The organism is Acinetobacter indicus CIP 110367, assembly GCF_000488255.1.
Classification (GTDB): domain Bacteria; phylum Pseudomonadota; class Gammaproteobacteria; order Pseudomonadales; family Moraxellaceae; genus Acinetobacter; species Acinetobacter indicus.
The window spans coordinates 516,685-535,452 of the sequence record NZ_KI530745.1; the positions used below are offsets into that span (position 1 = coordinate 516,685).

Annotated in this window: 22 protein-coding genes; 16 read left to right on the forward strand and 6 right to left on the reverse strand. The window is 46.5% G+C overall.

The window, feature by feature from the left end:
* Nucleotides 1-113: 113 nt before the first annotated feature.
* From P253_RS02470 to P253_RS02490, 5 genes are all read right to left on the reverse strand, one after another.
* Nucleotides 114-899 carry a thiazole synthase gene (locus P253_RS02470; RefSeq protein WP_016658366.1) on the reverse strand — a complete coding sequence of 262 codons (786 nt, stop codon included), beginning with the start codon at nt 897-899 and terminating at the stop codon, nt 114-116.
* Nucleotides 900-911: 12 nt separating this feature from the next.
* Nucleotides 912-1,109, reverse strand: coding sequence for a sulfur carrier protein ThiS (thiS, locus tag P253_RS02475; RefSeq protein ID WP_005177095.1), 198 nt, complete (start codon nt 1,107-1,109; stop codon nt 912-914).
* 32 nt (nt 1,110-1,141) lie between these two features.
* Nucleotides 1,142-1,507, reverse strand: coding sequence for a DUF423 domain-containing protein (locus P253_RS02480; protein WP_016658365.1), 366 nt, complete (start codon nt 1,505-1,507; stop codon nt 1,142-1,144).
* A 221-nt stretch (nt 1,508-1,728) separates the two neighbouring features.
* Complete coding sequence (gene rpoH, locus P253_RS02485; RefSeq protein ID WP_016658364.1) at nt 1,729-2,598, reverse strand: RNA polymerase sigma factor RpoH; 870 nt, start codon at nt 2,596-2,598, stop codon at nt 1,729-1,731.
* A gap of 136 nt (nt 2,599-2,734) precedes the next feature.
* Nucleotides 2,735-2,971: a sulfurtransferase TusA family protein gene (locus tag P253_RS02490; RefSeq protein ID WP_016658363.1), complete on the reverse strand. Its 237-nt coding sequence runs from the start codon at nt 2,969-2,971 to the stop codon at nt 2,735-2,737.
* A 385-nt stretch (nt 2,972-3,356) separates the two neighbouring features.
* Between P253_RS02490 and P253_RS02495 the strand changes: the two genes are divergently transcribed.
* Together P253_RS02495 and rhlB are read left to right on the forward strand one after the other, a co-directional pair.
* Nucleotides 3,357-3,569: a cold-shock protein gene (locus tag P253_RS02495; protein ID WP_005177104.1), complete on the forward strand. Its 213-nt coding sequence runs from the start codon at nt 3,357-3,359 to the stop codon at nt 3,567-3,569.
* A 95-nt stretch (nt 3,570-3,664) separates the two neighbouring features.
* Complete coding sequence (gene rhlB / locus P253_RS02500) at nt 3,665-4,816, forward strand: ATP-dependent RNA helicase RhlB (RefSeq protein ID WP_005177106.1); 1,152 nt, start codon at nt 3,665-3,667, stop codon at nt 4,814-4,816.
* 113 nt (nt 4,817-4,929) lie between these two features.
* Here rhlB and P253_RS02505 read toward each other — a convergent pair whose 3' ends face one another.
* Entirely contained in the window at nt 4,930-5,310 is a 381-nt protein-coding gene (locus P253_RS02505; protein ID WP_005177108.1) for a hypothetical protein, read from the reverse strand.
* A gap of 224 nt (nt 5,311-5,534) precedes the next feature.
* Here P253_RS02505 and P253_RS02510 point away from each other — a divergent pair, with 224 nt between their 5' ends.
* The 14 genes from P253_RS02510 (at nt 5,535) to P253_RS02575 (ending at nt 18,755) form a co-directional block, all read left to right on the forward strand.
* The gene (locus tag P253_RS02510) at nt 5,535-6,110 is read left to right on the forward strand and encodes a nitroreductase family protein (RefSeq protein WP_035362980.1); all 576 of its coding nucleotides are present in this window, start codon (nt 5,535-5,537) and stop codon (nt 6,108-6,110) included.
* A gap of 30 nt (nt 6,111-6,140) precedes the next feature.
* Entirely contained in the window at nt 6,141-7,214 is a 1,074-nt protein-coding gene (locus tag P253_RS02515) for an NAD(P)H-dependent glycerol-3-phosphate dehydrogenase (protein ID WP_016658361.1), read from the forward strand.
* Nucleotides 7,215-7,298: 84 nt separating this feature from the next.
* Nucleotides 7,299-7,754, forward strand: a complete 456-nt coding sequence (locus tag P253_RS02520; RefSeq protein WP_016658360.1) for a SixA phosphatase family protein — start codon at nt 7,299-7,301, stop codon at nt 7,752-7,754.
* Nucleotides 7,755-7,787: 33 nt separating this feature from the next.
* Complete coding sequence (gene gspL / locus P253_RS02525; protein WP_035362982.1) at nt 7,788-8,927, forward strand: type II secretion system protein GspL; 1,140 nt, start codon at nt 7,788-7,790, stop codon at nt 8,925-8,927.
* Nucleotides 8,927-9,406 carry a type II secretion system protein GspM gene (gene gspM / locus P253_RS02530; protein ID WP_016658358.1) on the forward strand — a complete coding sequence of 160 codons (480 nt, stop codon included), beginning with the start codon at nt 8,927-8,929 and terminating at the stop codon, nt 9,404-9,406. Before gspL ends, gspM begins: the two co-directional genes overlap by 1 nt.
* A gap of 90 nt (nt 9,407-9,496) precedes the next feature.
* Nucleotides 9,497-10,498, forward strand: a complete 1,002-nt coding sequence (locus P253_RS02535) for a quinone-dependent dihydroorotate dehydrogenase (protein WP_016658357.1) — start codon at nt 9,497-9,499, stop codon at nt 10,496-10,498.
* A 4-nt stretch (nt 10,499-10,502) separates the two neighbouring features.
* A complete protein-coding gene (locus tag P253_RS02540) occupies nt 10,503-11,078 on the forward strand; it encodes a CvpA family protein (protein WP_016658356.1) in 576 nt (191 codons plus the stop codon).
* A gap of 24 nt (nt 11,079-11,102) precedes the next feature.
* On the forward strand, nt 11,103-12,641 hold the full coding sequence (purF, locus tag P253_RS02545) for an amidophosphoribosyltransferase (protein WP_016658355.1): 1,539 nt from the start codon (nt 11,103-11,105) through the stop codon (nt 12,639-12,641).
* A gap of 90 nt (nt 12,642-12,731) precedes the next feature.
* Entirely contained in the window at nt 12,732-14,621 is a 1,890-nt protein-coding gene (locus P253_RS02550; protein ID WP_016658354.1) for a M48 family metallopeptidase, read from the forward strand.
* 136 nt (nt 14,622-14,757) lie between these two features.
* Nucleotides 14,758-15,429, forward strand: a complete 672-nt coding sequence (locus P253_RS02555) for a P-loop nucleotide/nucleoside kinase family protein (RefSeq protein ID WP_016658353.1) — start codon at nt 14,758-14,760, stop codon at nt 15,427-15,429.
* Nucleotides 15,426-16,394, forward strand: coding sequence for a 2-hydroxyacid dehydrogenase (locus P253_RS02560; protein WP_016658352.1), 969 nt, complete (start codon nt 15,426-15,428; stop codon nt 16,392-16,394). Before P253_RS02555 ends, P253_RS02560 begins: the two co-directional genes overlap by 4 nt.
* 82 nt (nt 16,395-16,476) lie before the next feature.
* Complete coding sequence (locus P253_RS02565) at nt 16,477-17,916, forward strand: M48 family metalloprotease (RefSeq protein ID WP_016658351.1); 1,440 nt, start codon at nt 16,477-16,479, stop codon at nt 17,914-17,916.
* Between the two features lie 38 nt (nt 17,917-17,954).
* The gene (locus tag P253_RS02570; protein ID WP_016658350.1) at nt 17,955-18,350 is read left to right on the forward strand and encodes a GFA family protein; all 396 of its coding nucleotides are present in this window, start codon (nt 17,955-17,957) and stop codon (nt 18,348-18,350) included.
* A gap of 48 nt (nt 18,351-18,398) precedes the next feature.
* The gene (locus P253_RS02575; RefSeq protein WP_035363064.1) at nt 18,399-18,755 is read left to right on the forward strand and encodes a hypothetical protein; all 357 of its coding nucleotides are present in this window, start codon (nt 18,399-18,401) and stop codon (nt 18,753-18,755) included.
* The last annotated feature ends 13 nt before the right edge of the window (nt 18,756-18,768 follow it).

The window sequence follows — 18,768 nt, forward strand, 5'->3', positions numbered from 1 at the left end:
GTCTAAAAACCGCAATAAAAAAGGACTCAAGCAGAGTCCTTTTTTCATGTTTAGCTTTTAATCAAGTAAAACCTGAAGGAGTAACTTATCTCTCAGCGCAGATAATGTCCGGATTATTTAAAGAAATAACCGGTTTCTGGCGAGCTGGCATTGGCCATACGTTTACGCGGCATCCGGCCTGCCAGATAAGCTTCACGGCCCGCTTCCACTGCTTTGCGCATTGCCGAAGCCATCAGGACCGGATTTTGCGCTGCTGCAATTGCAGTATTCATTAACACACCATCACAGCCCAGTTCCATGGCAATTGCTGCATCGCTGGCAGTGCCGACACCCGCATCGACCAGTACCGGTACTTTGGCATTTTCTTTAATAATAGAAATGGTATGCGGGTTTAAAATCCCCAGCCCTGAACCAATTAAGCTGCCTAAAGGCATAATTGCCACACAGCCCATGCTTTCCAGTTCTTGTGCCACAATCGGATCATCCGAGGTGTAGACCATAATCTCGAAACCATCATCAATAAGCGTACGCGCTGCCTTTAAGGTTTCGGTGATGTTTGGATACAGGGTTTTTTCATCGCCCAGTACTTCCAGTTTTACCAGATTATGACCATCGAGCAGTTCACGTGCCAGCATACAGGTACGCACTGCACTGTTGGCATCAAAACAGCCGGCTGTATTTGGCAAAATGGTATATTTTTCTGGTGGAATCACAGATAGCAAATTTGGCTGATCGGGATGCTGACCAATATTCACGCGACGAATAGCAACGGTTACAATTTCCGCACCACTGGCCTGAATGGCCAGATCTGTTTCCTGTAGATCTTTATATTTTCCCGTGCCCACCAGCAAGCGCGAGTTAAAAGTGCGTGAACCGATTTTAAGTTGAGTGTCTTCCATACGTGCTCCGTCTTAGCCGCCGCCAACGGCATGAATAATTTCAATGCGGTCTTGATCATGAATAGGGGTGCTTTCCAGTCGGCTTTTCGGCACAATCATCTCGTTTTGTTCTACCGCAAAACGTTTGCCTTCCAACGCCAGTTGTTGCACCAGTTCTAGTAAATTATGGCACTGTGTCTGTTGTAATTCGCCGTTTAAATAAATGTGCATACCTGCAGTTTCCTAGCTGTTCCGTTCCCGAATTATCGGGCATATTTCATGGCATTCCAGGCCAGTACCAGCCAGCCGGCAATCATTAGCGCACCGCCAATTGGGGTAATGACCCCCAGACCGCGCGGCAAACCTAGCGCCATCACATACAATGAGCCACAGAAAAACACAATCCCGACCTGAATCAGCAGGAAGCTGGCTTTAATGGGAAATTGAGTCATGACTTTGGCCAGAATCGCCAGTGCCAATAATCCGAGGGCATGATAGAAAAAATAATCAGTCGCTGTTTGCCACCACGCCAGTTGAGCTTCTGTTGCGCGTGCTTTTAAGCCATGTGCCCCAAATGCACCTAACATCACCGCAAGTGCTAAATTAAGGGCAGAAATTGCAATCCACATAGCAAGAATGACCTGAGTAAATTTGCGCTCAACCTTAACATTTTTCCGGGCAACGAGAAAGTGAAAAACTTTCACCCTGAAATGTGGTATTGAATCCAGCTTTTTGATTTTAGGGGGGAAGAAAATGGATTTCTTTAAGATCATCGCCCGGTTTCAGCAAGCACAGACAGCAAAAAAGGGCAGATCGCCCTTTTTTAACTTTAGCACTCTGGAATCATCACTTAGTTAGATGACATTGCCACTTTAATTTTTTCCATGGCATTTTTTTCAAGCTGGCGAATACGCTCCGCAGACACATTATATTCAGCAGCTAGTTCATGCAGGGTCGATTTATCATCATCTAACCAGCGACGCTGCAAGATATTACGTGAACGGTCATCCAGCTGCTCCATGGCTTTATGCAGGGCAGAGGTACTTTGTGCCTCATAATCTTCATCTTCGACCAGACGGGCCGGATCGTAACGGTTATCTTCTAAATAAAGCGCCGGCGCAATATGGGTAGTGTTTTCACTTTCATCATCATTTTGCGCTTCGAAAGCCGCGTCATAAGCGGTCAGACGGCCTTCCATTTCCAGGACCTGTTCCGGAGTGACATTCAGGTCGTTGGCAATCGATTTGGCTTCTTCCAGCGTCAGTTTTTTGCTGGATTTTTTCAGGCTGCGTAAATTAAAGAACAGTTTACGCTGTGCCTTGGTGGTGGCAATTTTAACAATACGCCAGTTACGGATCACGTATTCGTGAATCTCGGCTTTAATCCAGTGCACGGCAAATGACACCAGACGCACGCCCATATTCGGGTCGAAGCGTTTCACGGCCTTCATTAGACCGAGGTTGCCTTCCTGAATCAGGTCGCCTTGTGGCAAACCATAACCTGCATAACTACGCGCAATATGGACTACAAATCGCAAATGCGACATGACCAGCATTTTCGCTGCATCTAAATCTTGATCGTAATAATAACGTTCAGCTAACTCTTTTTCTTGTTCAGCCGTTAAAATAGGAATTTGATTGACGGTACTAATATAAGCACCGAGATTTACGCCTGGCGCAGATAATGACAGGGGCATCAACTGATTGCGGCTGTCACTCATGAGTTCTCCTTATAGGATCGGTGGGTCGTATTACCTGTAAATTTCATCTTAATACCAATATCCTTGCAAATTAAGGAAAAAAGGTAGAGAAATGTAAAGTTTTATGCCAATGCATGCTGTTTACTTTAATTGAAAATTATTTAATTTCAATAAAGTAATGAAACTCGTTGGCAGAAATTTGTGTCAATTCACAGCCGTACTGGTGAATCTGACAATAGCGGCTGACATCTTGCTGACTATGCGGGTCAGAGGACTTGAGCAGAAAGTGTCCGGCGCCGGTTTTTTTTAAAGCGCGTTTTAGCATCAGTAAGGGCATGGGGCAGGGTTGTCCCATCGCATCAATGATGATCATTTCATCGACAGAGTTGTCCATAATCTGCTTCAATCGGGTCTTTAAAAAAGGACTCAAAATATTAGCAAATTTGGTGCCAAATCTAAAGTTTATTTGCGGTTTTTATCAAAATATAACATTGAAAAATCTTGAATTAACTTTGTCAAAAAAAGCATGAATTCTGAATAAGATAAATCAAAAAAAATCTATTATTTGTCATAAACCCGTGTTAAGCTCGATGCGTATTTAGGATTTGAGATAGGCAGTTGTTGTTTGTCGCCCTATTACAAATTGGATGTAACCGGGATTTTGTTAATAGTTATACAGAATGATTACAAGCTTAGAAATAAAAATATTTTTAAACTTTGTTTACTCTGCTGTTTGCAACACCGGGTGGTCCTTCTTTTTAATCAATGAGGATTAACTTATGACAGCTCGTGAACAAGGCGTAGTTAAATGGTTCAACGACACTAAAGGTTTTGGCTTTATTCAACGTAACGGCGGCGACGATGTATTCGTTCACTTCCGTGCGATTCAAGGCGAAGGCCACCGTTCACTTCGTGACGGTCAACGTGTTGAGTTCAGCGTAGTTAAAGGTCAAAAAGGCTTCCAAGCGGAAGAAGTACAACCTTTAGACTAATCGTTGGATTAATCTGAAAAACGCTCCATCTATTGGGGCGTTTTTTGTTTATAATATGATACGTTTTTGTGATTAATAAGTTAGAGCACATTTTTATGTCATCTGGTTTTGAAACCTTAAATTTACATCCGAAACTGAGACAAGCTATTGCGGCCTTAGGTTTTAAGGAAATGACGCCCATTCAGCAAAAGGTTTTAAAATTTACTTTGGCTGGACATGATGCCATTGGTCGCGCCCAGACCGGTACCGGCAAAACCGCTGCCTTCCTCATTAGCGTAATCAATGACTTATTGAATAATCCGGTGAAAGAGCAGCGTTTCCGTGGTGAGCCGCGTGCCCTGATTCTGGCACCGACCCGTGAACTGGCCTTACAGATTGAAAGCGATGCCAAAGAGCTGGTGAAGTTTACCGACCTGCATGTAGTGACCTTGTTGGGCGGTGTCGATTTTGACAAGCAAAAAGCGCAGCTGGATAAAAACTTTGTCGACATTATGGTCGCGACCCCGGGTCGTCTGATTGACTTTGTCGAGCAAAAAGAAGTCTGGCTGGATCAGCTGGAATTTCTGGTGATTGATGAAGCCGACCGTTTACTGGATATGGGCTTTATTCCATCGGTAAAACGGATTGTGCGTTTTTCACCGCGTAAAGAGCAGCGCCAGACTTTAATGTTCTCAGCCACTTTTAGCTACGATGTGCTGAATCTGGCCCAGCAATGGTTATTTGAACCGGTGACTGTCGAAATTGAACCGGAAAAGAAAACCAATGCCGATGTCGAACAGCGCGTATATATGGTGTCGAATTCAGACAAATATAAACTGTTGCAAGATATTCTGCGCGATGAGCCAATTGAAAAAGTCATGATTTTTGCTAATCGCCGCGATCAGGTGCGCCGTCTGTATGACCATCTGAAACGTGATGGCTATAAAGTGGTGATGTTATCCGGTGAAATTGCCCAGGACAAACGCCTGAAAATGCTGGACCAGTTTAAAAATGGCAAACACAACATCATGATTGCCACCGATGTCGCCGGACGCGGCATTCACGTCGATGGCGTGTCACATGTAGTGAACTTTACCTTGCCAGAACAGTCAGATGATTATGTACACCGTATTGGCCGTACTGGTCGTGCTGGTACGCGTGGGGTCAGTATCAGTTTCCTAGCCGAAGATGATGCTTTCTATTTGCCAGAAATTGAAAAAGCCATCGGGCAAAAATTGCCATTAACCCGTTTAGACGGTTATTGCTAGGTTTTGATTTGCTGGGTGGGTGCTGAGGCAGCTACCCGCATCAAAATGAAAAAAATGGATCAGCTCCAAAGGATCTGATCCATTTTTTATTGCATCTTTTGATTACGTTTAGATTAGTTGGCCTGACAGCGGAAGGTGAGTACGGTCTGATAATCATCATCCTGCGCCAGCTGGGCATTACGACCCGAGATGGTGCCGAGTACAGTCGCGGCAGCCTGAATCATCTGTCCGGTCTGTTCATCGACCACACCTTTTAAAGCGCCGTTATAAGTGGTCTGTTCATCGACCACCACCGGTGTAGCGCGGCTACCACAGGTTTTGTTGGCCGCACTAATTGCGTTGTTTTTGGAGATGATATTGCTTTTCCCTAAACCGGTGACTTCGTACTGATTATTTTCTTTCTGAATTGCCAGCGAAGAGGTCGGGTTTGAAGCACAGGCGGTCAAAAATAGCGCAGCGGTGGCTGCAGCACTTAAACCAATCAGCTTGTTCATGTGTGGTCCCCATATTTTATTTGTTGAATCAGTCATCTATCTAAACATATCTGCACTTTTAGAGTTTGTAGAAGCTGTAAAGAAATGCAGTTTTATATAGTGGCTCTGTGACAGACAAGCCGGCCATTAAAACTCAGGATTTATACAAATAACCCAACGCAAATAGAGTAAATTCTGTGGTTTATGCTAATCTTGAGGCAGATTTTATAGATAGATATAAGCCAATGACGGATACAATGGAAGCTACGGTTCATCAGAATATTCATCAACGTCAGTCGATTGGGCATCTGGTCGAGCCGGCACCGAATGCAGCGCAGCTGGAGCGTGCCTTTCAGGCAGCCTTGACCGCGCCTGATCATCATCGTTTAAAACCGACCCGTTTTGTGGTGATTCCGGCAGAGCGCCGCGAAGCTTTTGGCGAGTTGCTGGTACAGGCTCTGGCCGATTTAGGCCAGACCGATGCGGTGCAGCTGGAACGTGTGAAACAGCATCCTTTCCGGGCGCCATTACTGGTGCTGGCACTGACCAAATTCCAGCCGCATCCTAAAGTTCCGGATTTTGAGCAGACCTTAAGTACCGGGGCGGCGGTACAGAATTTCCTGCTGTCTTTACAGGCACAAGGCTTTGCCAGCATGTGGCGCAGTGGTGCTGTAGTGGAATCAAAATTATTGAAAAAAGCTTTGAAATTAAATGAAGATGATTTAATTTCAGGCATCATCTATATTGGAACTGCCGCAAAAGCGATTGCGCCGCGTGCGGACATTCAGACTGACGCCTATGTCAGTTACTGGACTGAATAAGCATCGCATACGGCTGAGGATATAAAAATAATGTCAGAATTGAATTTTGCCAGTCTGGTAGAACCGGTCAATATTGATCAGAAAACCGCATTAAGAATTACCGTCTTGGGTGGGGGCAGTTTTGGTACCGCCATGGCCAATACCGCGGTGCGTAACGGCTGCGATACCATGATCTGGATTCGGGATGAAGCCACCGCTGAAGAAATTAACCGCACTCATATCAATAAACGCTATTTGCCAGATTTTCCTTTAGAGCCGGGCTTAAAAGCAGTGTCGGATCTGGAACTGGCGGTGCGCGACCGCGATATTATTTTGGTCGCCATTCCAAGTCATTCTTTTCGTGATGTGCTGAAGCAGATTAAGCCGTTTATCACCTCGCAAGCGGTGGTGTCCCTGACCAAGGGCATTGAGGCCAAAACCTTCTGCTTTATGAGCGATATTATTCGTGCCGAATTGCCAGAAGTGCCGTATGGCGTGCTGTCTGGCCCGAACCTGGCCAAAGAAATTGTAGCCGGGCAGCCCGCCGGAACCGTGATTGCCAGCCAGTCAGAACTGGTGCGTTATGCGGTGCAGCAGGCACTGCACAGTGCTTTATTCCGTGTATTCGGTAGTGATGATGTACACGGGGTTGAACTTGGCGGGGCGTTAAAAAATATTTATGCCGTGGCGATGGGCATGGCTGCCGCGTATAACGTCGGTGAAAATACCAAAAGTATGATTCTAACCCGAGCCTTAGCTGAAATGAGCCGTTTTGCGGTCAAGCTGGGCGCCAACCCGCTGACGTTCCTTGGTTTGTCAGGTGTCGGTGATTTATTTGCCACCTGTAGCAGTCCATTGAGTCGTAATTATCAGGTGGGGTATGCACTGGGCAAAGGTAAAACCCTGGAACAGGCCACACAGGAACTGGGCCAGACTGCAGAAGGGATTAATACCATTGTGCAGGTCAAAGCACGTTCTGAAGAGCTGGATGTGTATATGCCAATTACCAGCGCCTTGTATGATGTGATTTATGAAGGACAGCCGCCGCTGACGATTGCACTGGCACTCATGAAAAATGGCCATCGTAGTGATGTAGAGTTTGTATTGCCGCATCATGAAGTATAAATTGTTTAAAATATGACAGTTTGATGAACCGAACTGTCATATTTACTGCTTATAATGCGGACAAAATGAAATAAGGAAATGTATATGCAATTGACCCTAGTGCGTCATGGTGAAGCTTCACCACCCGTGCATGGTAATGATATTAAACGTCCCCTGACCGAACGTGGGCATATCCAGGCACAGCAAACGGCAGAGTATTTAAAAGATCTGATCCGTCCGGATGTGTTTGTGGTCAGTCCGCTGTTACGTGCCCAGGAAACGCTGGCGCATATCCAGACCTATTTTAAAGATGTGCCTGTGGTGATCTGCAATACCATTAAACCGGATGATGATGCGACTCAAGCTGTTGAGTGGTTATCGCATTTGCCTTATGAATCAATTGCGGTGGTGTGTCATATGAATGTGGTGGCCCATATTGCAGAGCAGTTAACTGGGGAATCTTTCCATCCTTATGCGCTGGCAGAAGCGCGTATTTATGAGCAGGCGGTTATTGCTGCAGGTTTATCGACACAAATAAAAAGTTTTATTCCAGACGCATAACAACACACTTTATTTCATGGCAGTACAATAACAATGTTGCAAATATGGATGCCGGAAGCCAATGGGGTTTGGCAATGGTCAAGCGGGGAGTACTGGGTTCAGGCCAATACCCTGGAAGACCTGATTCAGGCGATACAGCTTCATCAGGGTGAAGAAGCAGTGGTGTATTTCCCGAGCCGGGATATACAGATGCTGCAACAGCAGATGAGCAAGGCCCAATACAAGCAGCTGGGGCCAGAGGGGATTAAATTCCTGCTAGAAGAGTTTGTGGTATTGCCAATTGATGCCATGAAAGTGCTGCATCATTTTCAGCAGCCGGACCGCCTGACTTTACTTGGTGTGGCGCAAAGCCATGTCGAAACCTTGCAACATGCTTTGGCGCTATTGCCGGTCAAAGTCACGGCCTTATTGCCAGACTTTTTATTGCTGCCAGTGCCTGAGCCTGATCATATTGTGCTGGCCAATGTCTGTGGCCGGTTGCTGGTACGTGAAAATGAATATCTGGGCAGCTCGGTCGATGATCTGGCTTTATTTCTGGATTATCAGGCGCCTGAACAGCGTTATCAGATCAGTAATTTTACCGCCGAACAGATGCACAGTATTGAGGCTATCAGCACGCATGAGCAGTTAAGCTCTTTCCATTATGAAGTGCCGGTGCTGAAAAAAGTCAAACAGCATCCTTTTAATATTTTACCCAAAGCCAAAAGTGAATCGGGCATTTCGGGTTACTGGAAAGCCTGTGCTGCGGTATTTTTGGGGATTCTGGTGGTGCAGTTCAGTTATGATGCCACGCGCTGGTATCAGTATAAAAAAGTCGCGAATCAGACCGCGGTGCAGGCGATTGATCAGTTTAAATACTGGTTTGGGCAAAACTATCCGGTCACCGAGCAAAATATTAAAAGCCAGTTTGAATATCAGTTAAAACAAAGCCAGACTGCCGATACCCAGGCCTTACAGTTGCTCAGTCGGGTCGGGCCGGTATTGATGCAGAATCAGATTGTGGCCAGACGGGTCAATTATGATCTGTCCAGCCTGAATATGGAATTGCAGGCCAGTTCCGCAGCCAGCTTGCAGGCATTGACCCAGCAATTAAACCAGCAAGGCTTTAAGGTCGAGCTAGGTAATATTCAACCGGCCGCCAACGGCGCAATCGGACTGGTGAAAATACAATAATGAAAGCAGTAGAAAAAATTCAGCAGCGTTGGGATCAGTCGCTGGAAAAATTAAATGACTATTTAGATACGCTGAGCTTGCGTGAACGGATCATGGTGATTTTTACCGGTATTTTTGTGCTGGTGGCCGCCGTCGGATCGGCGCTGTGGTATATGCACGGCGCAGCAGATCAGCAGCAAAAACGGCTCAATACCTTAAAAGATCTGGTGGTGTGGATGCAAAGCAACGCCGTGACCATGAAGCCGGCCGGGGATTTACAGCTCAGCAGTCTGGAAAAAGTACAGCGCGTGGCACAGCAGCAGGGTTTGTCGGTGGCATCGCAGCAGTCGGGTGAAAAAATTCAAATTGTAAGCAGTCATGCACAATATTCTGTGCTGGCCAATTTCCTGACCCAGCTGGCACAAATGGGATTAAGCATTGAAAAAATGGAATTAATTTCTGATGCCGGGCAGATTAAATTAACGGCGACAGTGCAATAACCGGTAAAAATAAACAATGGTCAAGCATGGTGTTTTCAACAATCTGGGCCTATAATAGGCCGACTTAAAAAGCCGTAGACTTTTGCCGATATGTTGTATTCTCTTGCCCGCCCTTTGTTGTTTTCTTTGGCACCGGAGCGTGCACATGAGCTCACATTATCTTTATTAAAATCAGGTCATAAAATGGGCCTGATGCGTCAGCAGGTGGCAGCAAAACCGGTCACCTGTATGGGTATTGAATTCCCGAATCCGGTAGGTCTGGCTGCAGGCCTGGACAAAAATGGTGCCTATATTGATGCACTGGCCGCTCTAGGTTTTGGTTTTATTGAAATTGGTACCATCACCCCGCGTCCACAAGCCGGTAATCCACATCCGCGTCTGTTCCGTTTACCGCAGGCCAAAGCCATTATTAACCGCATGGGTTTTAATAATGATGGCGTCGATAAGCTGATTGAAAACGTCAAGGCCGCCAAATTTAAAGGCGTACTGGGGATTAATATTGGTAAAAATGCCGATACTCCGGTAGAAAAAGCGGTTGATGATTATCTGATCTGTTTAGAAAAAGTTTATAATTACGCCTCTTATATTACGGTCAATATCTCATCACCAAACACCAAGAATTTGCGTAGTCTGCAAAGCGGCGATGCCCTGACCGAGCTGTTGCAAACCTTGAAACAGCGTCAGTTGGCGTTGGCCGAAGAGCATCAGCATTATGTACCGTTGGTGCTGAAAGTCGCGCCAGATCTAGAACCGTCCGATATTGAATTTATTGCCCAGCAATTACTGCAATTTAAAATTGATGGTTTAATTGTGACCAATACCACCTTGTCTCGTGAAGGGGTAGAGAATTTGCCACATGGCGATGAAGCCGGTGGTTTATCGGGTGCGCCAGTATTTGAAAAGAGTACCGCGTGTCTGGCAGCCTTTGCCAAAACCTTAGAGGGCAAAATTCCTTTAATTGGTGTTGGTGGTATTCTTTCAGGTGAGCAGGCAGTTGCGAAACGCAATGCCGGTGCAACTTTGGTACAAGTGTATAGCGGTTTGGTCTATACTGGCCCGGAACTTGTGAAAGATTGTGTAGACGCACTTTAAAGTCATGAACGCCATCGATATCTTTATACTGATTATTCTGCTCATTGGAGGGCTTAACGGTTTGCGTCAAGGATTTATTAAAGCCTTTGCGAACTTGGTCGGTTGGATTTTTGCCCTGATTGTGGCGGCAAAATATGCTTCCGTTCTAGCGCCTTCAATGACCGCTCTCAGTGCTGATCCGGTGGTTCAGAAAATTGCGGCCTTTGCTTTTATTGTGTTGGTGATTGTGGTGCTGACCTGGATGGTGAGCGCATTATTAAACCGCATCTTGAAATCGCTGAAACTGGGCCCATTAAATCGTTTAGCCGGTGGTGCGTTTGGTACCCTCAAAGGTCTGCTGATTGTGCTAATTGCCATTCAGGGCATTGGGCCGTGGGTCGAAAGTTCGCCGCACTGGAAACAGTCCAAATTTATTCAAACCCTTTTACCTTATGCGCCTTGGGCCACACAAATGTCCAAAGATGCCGCCAATGAGGCTTTACAGCACATCAAATCAGAAGATGCTCCGAAATCTTCTGGTTCTTCATCTGAACCTGAACGAAAGGGCGCAGATGAGTCAACGAATAATCCTTTTTATTAATCCTAGCTGGTCTGCGAGGTTGCTATGTGTGGAGTAGTTGGTATAGCTGGTAAATCACCTGTTAACCAAATGTTGTTTGATGCATTAACGATGTTACAACATCGGGGACAAGATGCAGCTGGGATTGTCACTTGCCAGGAAGGTCGCTTGTTCTTGCGTAAAGACAACGGCATGGTGCGTGATGTATTCCATACCCGTCACATGCGTGCCTTGCTGGGCAACTACGGGATTGGTCATGTGCGTTATCCGACGGCAGGTTCATCTAGCAGTGCAGAAGCGCAGCCGTTTTATGTGAACTCGCCGTACGGTATTACGCTGGCGCATAACGGTAATCTGACCAATGCCGAAGAAATTCATGAAGACCTGTTCAAGACTGATTTACGTCACATGAATACCGATTCAGATTCAGAAGTACTGTTAAACGTTTTTGCCCATGAATTACAAAAACGCGGCAAGCTGGAGCCGGCAGCAGAAGATATCTTCCATGCGGTAACGCGTGTGCATGAGCGTTGTAAAGGGGCTTATGGCGTGGTGGCCATGGTGACCGGTCAAGGGATTGTGGGCTTCCGTGACCCGCATGGGATTCGTCCGTTAATTTACGGTTCGCGTGAAACCGATGAAGGCATGGAATACATCATTGCCTCTGAATCGGTGGCAATTACGGCACTGGGCTTTAAAGTCGAGCGTGACCTGGCACCGGGTGAAGCCATCTTCATTGACTCTAACGGCCAGATGTTTACCCAGCAGTGTGCGGCCCAATCTGAATATCATCCATGTATTTTTGAATATGTGTATTTCGCGCGTCCAGATGCGACCATTGATGGTATTTCGGTTTATAAAGCCCGTTTAAAAATGGGTGAGAAGCTGGCGCAAAAAATCCTGCGTGAATGGGGTGAGGAACACGATATTGATGTCGTGATTCCAATTCCAGATACTTCGCGTACTTCGGCCTTGGAACTGGCCAACACCTTAGGTGTTAAATTCCGTGAAGGCTTTATGAAAAACCGTTATATCGGTCGTACCTTCATTATGCCAGGTCAGCAGCAGCGTAAAAAATCGGTACGTCAAAAGCTGAACCCGGTTGAGCTGGAATTTAAAGGCAAGAATGTGTTACTGGTAGATGACTCGATTGTGCGTGGTACCACCTGTAACGAAATTATCCAGATGGCACGTGACGCTGGTGCCAAACGCGTATTCTTCGCTTCAGCGGCACCGATGGTGAAATATCCAAACGTGTATGGTATTGATATGCCGGCTAAATCGGAGCTAATTGCCTCTAGCCGTAGCGTCGAAGAAATTCGTGAAATTATTGGTGCTGACCGTCTGATTTTCCAAGATCTTGAAGATTTGAAAGCTGCAGTACGTACCCATAAAGTGCCAGAAGTGAATGATTTCGATTGCTCGGTGTTTGATGGGGTTTATGTCGCAGGCGGTATTGATGAAGCCTATCTGGATAATCTTCAGCAAAAACGCAGCGATACAGCTAAAAAGAAAAAAGACAATTATATCGATGTGAATATTGATGCTGCATCGGTAGATTTGACCGGTTTGAAAGAAGAATAATTCTTGTAAAACTGGCAGGAAAAGCGGGAAATTCCCGCTTTTTTCATTTATGATGTCGCCTAAAGACAATGTAATTTAAGGAAATTTACATTGAAAGATGTAGGTTACTACTTTATTAAAAACAAGAATATGATGTGGTCTGCAAGCCTGTGTCTGCTTGCGGTCATCCTGACCATTTTTATTTTAAATACTGTACTGGGTTTGCTGGTGCATTATATTGATGCTTCGCAGTCCATTTACTGGCATAGCTTAAGTCCTTATCTGGTCGCGGTACTGCTGTCTTTAATGGGCATTTCCATTGCCATTGAATTATATATTTTCCGTTCTGGCGGCCACTCACTGGCCAAGCAGCTGTGTGCACGTCGTTTAAGCCTGATTGAAAGCACGCCGGAAGAAAGTGTTGCCTTAAAAATTACCGAACAGCTGGCCGATACCTTCGCGATTGATACGCCGGCGCTGTATGTCCTGCCGGATGAAGTCGGGGTAAATGCACTGACCGCCGGTTTTTATCCACGCGATATTGCGATTATTCTGACCTGGGGCGCCTTGCAAAACCTGGATGAGCAGGAACTGTATGGCTTGCTCAGTCATGAGTTTCATCAAATTTTAAGTGGTGAAACTGCGGAAAATACCAAGCTGAAAATTCTCTACAGCAGCCTGACCACGTTAAGCCAGTGGGGCAGTAAAGTGGCCAAACTCGGCTTTGGCAAGCAGTATTACAACACCGCTTATGCACCTGCCACGCCTTTTGTTGCACTGGGCGGCATGATCTGGCTGATTGGCAGCTTAGGCATGCTGATTACCCGTTTTATTAAATTTTTAAACCTGAGCGGGCGTACCTTTAAAAACGACCTGAAAACCAAACGTTTAATCCAGAACAATGCCAATATTCAAACCCTGCTCAGGATTTATGTGCACCATGCCGGTTCGCAAATTCACAGTGAATATTCGGAATCAATTGCGCATATGTGTTTTGCCAACTCGCTGAGTCCGCAAAGCTGGTTGAATATCCATCCGAGTATTGATGCGCGGATTTATGAGTTAAATCCGGCACTGGTGCAGGATCTACAACTGGAAAATTTAAAAAAGCTGCGCAGTCAGCCCTGGTTTGGTCTGTTTCGTTCACTGGAAGAGGTCAATGGTGAATATTATGCACCGTGGAGTTCGCCGCAACCTTTGCCTTTATTGCGGTTATCCCCGATTAGTTTTGCCATTAAAGATGCAATCAAGCCGCTGAAACCGGAAATCCGCCGTAATATGCCGCGTCCGGAACTGATCCAGCGTGCCTTGCAGACGGCCACTGGTTCGCGTGAGGTGATGATGGCAATTTTAATGATTCGCCAATACCGCGAATTTATTCCACCTGAAGTAGAAGTCAGCCGTGCCATTGTCGATGCCTTGTTGAATCTGGATGGTCGGGTGCATATCTCCATTTTTCTGGAAGCCTGCCAGAATATTGGCGGTATGCCGGCCAGTATCGCGCGGCAGTTTTTGACCAAGCTGGCCAAAATTATTCAGGAAGATGGGGAAATTGGACTGCTGGATGCCTTGCTGCTGGAGCGGGTCAAATCCGAGTTGAACCTGCTGCCGCTACATACCCCGACGGCGCTGGATGAAGTTAAACCGCAAATTGTACGTTTAATTGATGCCTTGCTGCATGTGCAGCAAATCAATAGCGGCAACCAGCTGGAAGTGCGGGAAAAAATTTTACAGCGCGTACTGACACCGTATGAAATGTCGCTGTATGAAGAAATTTCCGATGAGCCAATTGATCTGGCAGAAATTCTGAATGATATGGCCGGGCTGTTGTTGCGTGACCGTTTAAGTATTCTGGGTATTGCTGAAGCCTGTTTGTGGAATGACCGGATTATCACTCAGGATGAGCTGGATGTACTGGAGCTGCTGTACTGGCGTTTAGGCTTTGCCACCGAAGAAATGGTCGAGCGTATGCAGAAGAAAAACAGTTTAATGATTATCTAAGCACTCTATTTCTGAGTGCGGTAGGTGGATTGTGTCATCATCATTGAGCAGCTTTAATATGACTGGATGCAGAAAGCACAGCAAAACCGGACTAATCCGGCTAGAATAGCCCTATGGACATAAGTGACGATAGCAGATGATTGGGCATCAACGTGAGATTTTGGCAAGTTTGGGAATTGATATATGGATTCCCCGGGACGCTGCATCTCAAAATTTGCCCACATCTTCCTTATGGCGAGATCAGGCCCCGGCAGAACTGCTGACTGAAATTGTCATGCCGGCGGCTGTCGCGGCGACAGTACCTCAAGATATTGCCTTACAACTCAGACAGCCTGTTGCGGAACCACAAGTCTCTCCGCAAGAGAATCCAGTCGAAAGCCCGGCAGAACCTGTCACGCCTGCGGCTCTGGTTGAAGTGCAGCCTGCCTTACAGATTGATGCATTCCATTTACAAGCCATTGCTACAAAACAATATACGATTGTGCTGGATGCCACCCACATCAATGAGTCGCAGCAACAGTTATGGCGTAATATCCAGCGTGCGGCACAGGCAGAATTTTTTGAGCTGAATTGGCCCTTTGCTTTGCCTGAGCTGCAAGATGGCCGGGCGGTTTCGGTATATGTACAAGGTTTTCTGGATGCGATTGCACTGGAGAAAAAGATCATTGTGTTGGGTCAATTGCCTCATGTACAGTTAACGCAAGCTACAGCATTGCCCACTTTGGCCGAGATGCTAGAACAGCCGCTATTGAAAAAACAGCTATGGCAGGCTATGCAAGATAGAAAACACATGACGGATCAGGAATGAAACAAAAAGTTATCGCATTTAGTCAGGTTGATCAGTACGTTTTAAGCCAGCTGAAACAGCAGTATGACTTGGTAGAAATTAGCCCGAAACTGGGTGATGTTAATGAGCAGATTCGTACTCATGTCCAAGATGCTGATGGCATGATTGGTGCGGGGCGTTTGCTCAATGCCTCTAACCTGACGGGTGCGCGCCGTCTTAAAGTGGTTTCCAGCATCAGTGTCGGTTATGACAATTATGATGTGGACTATCTGACTGAGCAAAAGATTTATCTGTGTCATACACCGCATGTATTAACCGAAACCACTGCCGATTTGGCTTTTAGTCTGTTAATGGGAGCTTCGCGTCAGCTGGCCTATCTGGATCGCTGGACCAAACAGGGCGAATGGAAACGTACCGTTGGCCCGGCCCAGTTCGGTCAGGATATTCATGGTAAAACTTTAGGGGTTATTGGTTTGGGTAATATTGGTGCCGCCATTGCCCGTCGTGGGCGTTATGGCTTTAACATGAATATTCTGTACCATAACCGCCGTGAAAATCTGGCGCAGGCGCAGCCCTTAAATGCGCAATATCGTAGTCTGGATGAGCTGCTACAACAGTCGGACTTTGTGGTGGTCGCGGTGGATTTAAACGCCGACTCGACCGCTTTAATTGGTGCGCGTGAATTTGAGCTGATGCAAAAACATGCGGTATTTGTGAATATTGCCCGTGGTTCCGTGGTCAATGAACAGGCTTTAATTGACGCGCTGAAACAACAGAAAATTTTTGCGGCCGGTCTGGATGTCTATGAAAAAGAACCGCTGCAAAGTTCGGAGCTCTTTAATCTGGACAATGTGGTGACCTTGCCGCATATTGGCTCGGCGACCGCAGAAACCCGTAAAAAAATGGCCTGGCTGGCCTATAAAAATCTGGTGGATGTGCTGGAAGGCCGGCAGCCGGGCTACGCGGTCAATGGTGGATTTGCGTAAAACTTCCTAACACTTCGTTGCATATTTCTTCGATATTGAATGCTATATTCAAGACACGAGCAGATAATTTGAGAACGGCAATTTGAAACGGTTGTTTTTAGCAGGTAGTTTAGGCCTGCTTACAGCATTCACTTCGACACATGGGGCAAACTTCACCACTTCACCACAATTTAATGTGCCAGAAATTGGCGCAGGGGTGGGGCGGATCGATCAGCAAAAAGAACGCATGATTGGTGAAAAAGTCTATCGTGAAGTGCAGCGTCAAATGCCGGTGGCGCAAAATCCGTGGCTGGAAGACCAGCTGTTCTCGGTCTTCTCGCATCTGCTTAGCCAAACCCAAATGGGCCAGCCCATTGGTCTGCTCATTATTAATGATCCGCAAATTAATGCCTTTGCCGTGCCGGGTGGTCTGTTTGCCTTAAATACCGGTCTGGTGACTTCTGCGCGTAATATGGATGAAGTGGCTGGGGTGATGGCGCATGAGATTGCTCACGTGACCCAGCGTCATTATAGCCGTTCACAGGAAGCTTTTAAGGGTCAGGGGTTGCTGGCACTAGCAGGTGTGCTGGTGGGTGCATTGGTGGCATCCCAGGCCGATGGTGATGCCGGTGCTGCCGTAATGATGGGTTCACAGGCTGCATTAATGGATAAGCAGCTGACCTATAGCCGTAATCAGGAACGTGAAGCCGACCGGATTGGCATGCAATATATGTATACCGCCGGTTATAACCCGCAAAGCATGGCTGATTTTTTTGAGGTAATGCATCGTGCCACCAGCCGGGTCAGTTTCCTGCCAGATTTCTGGTTTACCCATCCACTGACCACAGAACGGATGAGTGAAGCGCGTTTACGTGCCAACCAGTTGCCACGGGTGAAATCATCATTACGTGATGAAGAATTTGATATTTTAAAACAGTACACCTTGGTGGTATCCAATCAGGCGACAGAGCAGCAATTACAGGTGCTGGCCAGCCGTAACAACTTTGCTGCACAACTGGCTTTAGCGGCCTTTTATACCCGGCAGGGAGATTATGCCTTGGCACAGCAAACGCTGGACCAGGCCAAAAATCATCGCCGTTTACATCATCTTATTAGTTTAATTCAAACTGACATCTATTTAGGGCAGAATAAGCTGAGTGAGGCTTATAAAGTGATCAGTTCGCCTGCGCGGATTATGCCGGAGAACCGGGCCTTGAATTACAAGCTGGCAGAGGTGCTGATCCGGCAGAATCAGCCGGCTGAAGCACAGGCACTGGTGCAAAAGTTCCTGAACAGGAATGAGCGTGATTTAAGTGCCTGGCGTTTGATGCAGCAGGCCGCCAATATTGATCATAGTTCGCCATTACGCACGGTGAATGTATTGCGTTATCGTGCAGAACTGCAATACTGGTCTGGATGGGAGGAAGAAGCGATTAAATCCTTGCTGCATGCCCAGCGTCTGGCCAAAGACAATCAGGCCATGACTGCCAAACTGAAAATACGTACCACAGAAATGCAGCGGGAACGACAGCTCAAAATTTAACAGCATGAAAAATCATAATAACAATAAGGAGAACAATGATGTTACAGGGACAATGTTTATGCGGGCTGGTGTATTACCATTATCAGGCCGAGCTGGAAAAGACCATTTTATGTTTTTGCCAGCATTGCCAGCGTGCGCAGGGGACCATGCTGGGCTGGAATAGTCCGATTGATCAATCCAAATTTAAAATTGTACGCGGACAGCAATATTTAAAAGAATATTTTCACAGTCCGAATAAGGCGCGGGTGTTTTGTCAGGAATGTGGCAGCCCGATTTATTCTTACCGTTTAGATTTACTGGGGGTTCTGCGTTTGCGTTTGGGAACGGTGACTGAAGGCTATGTGCCGGCGCCGACCGAACAGGCTTTTGCGCATCGAAAACCGCAGTTTTTGCAAGTCAGTCTGCTGGAAACCTCTGTAAGGCATGGGGTTTAAAATGCTAGAATTCTGGCTCTTGGCTAAATAATGATTTTAAATAACGCGATGAAAAAATTATGGATGGGCATATTGCTCTGGGGGAGTCTGTCTGTGGTCCAGGCAGCGAGTGTGGAGCAGTATGTACTGACGGTTGAGCAGATTAACCAGAGTTATAAGCAGCAGACCCGGCAGTTTTTAAAGGGCTTGAATCCGCAGCAATCGGGTTTTAGTCCGGCGCAGCAACAGCAGTTTTGTGGCATTGTGCAGAATTATATTGATCAGCTGTATAGCGCTGCAGATGAAAACCGTGCCTATCTGGATCCGCAATATCGCAACATGACCAAGCAGGATGTGGCCCAGCAGGTGTATTCATCTAAAGAAATGCAGATGCTGAAAAAATATCAGGTCAATTGTGCACACTGATAGAAGTGACTCA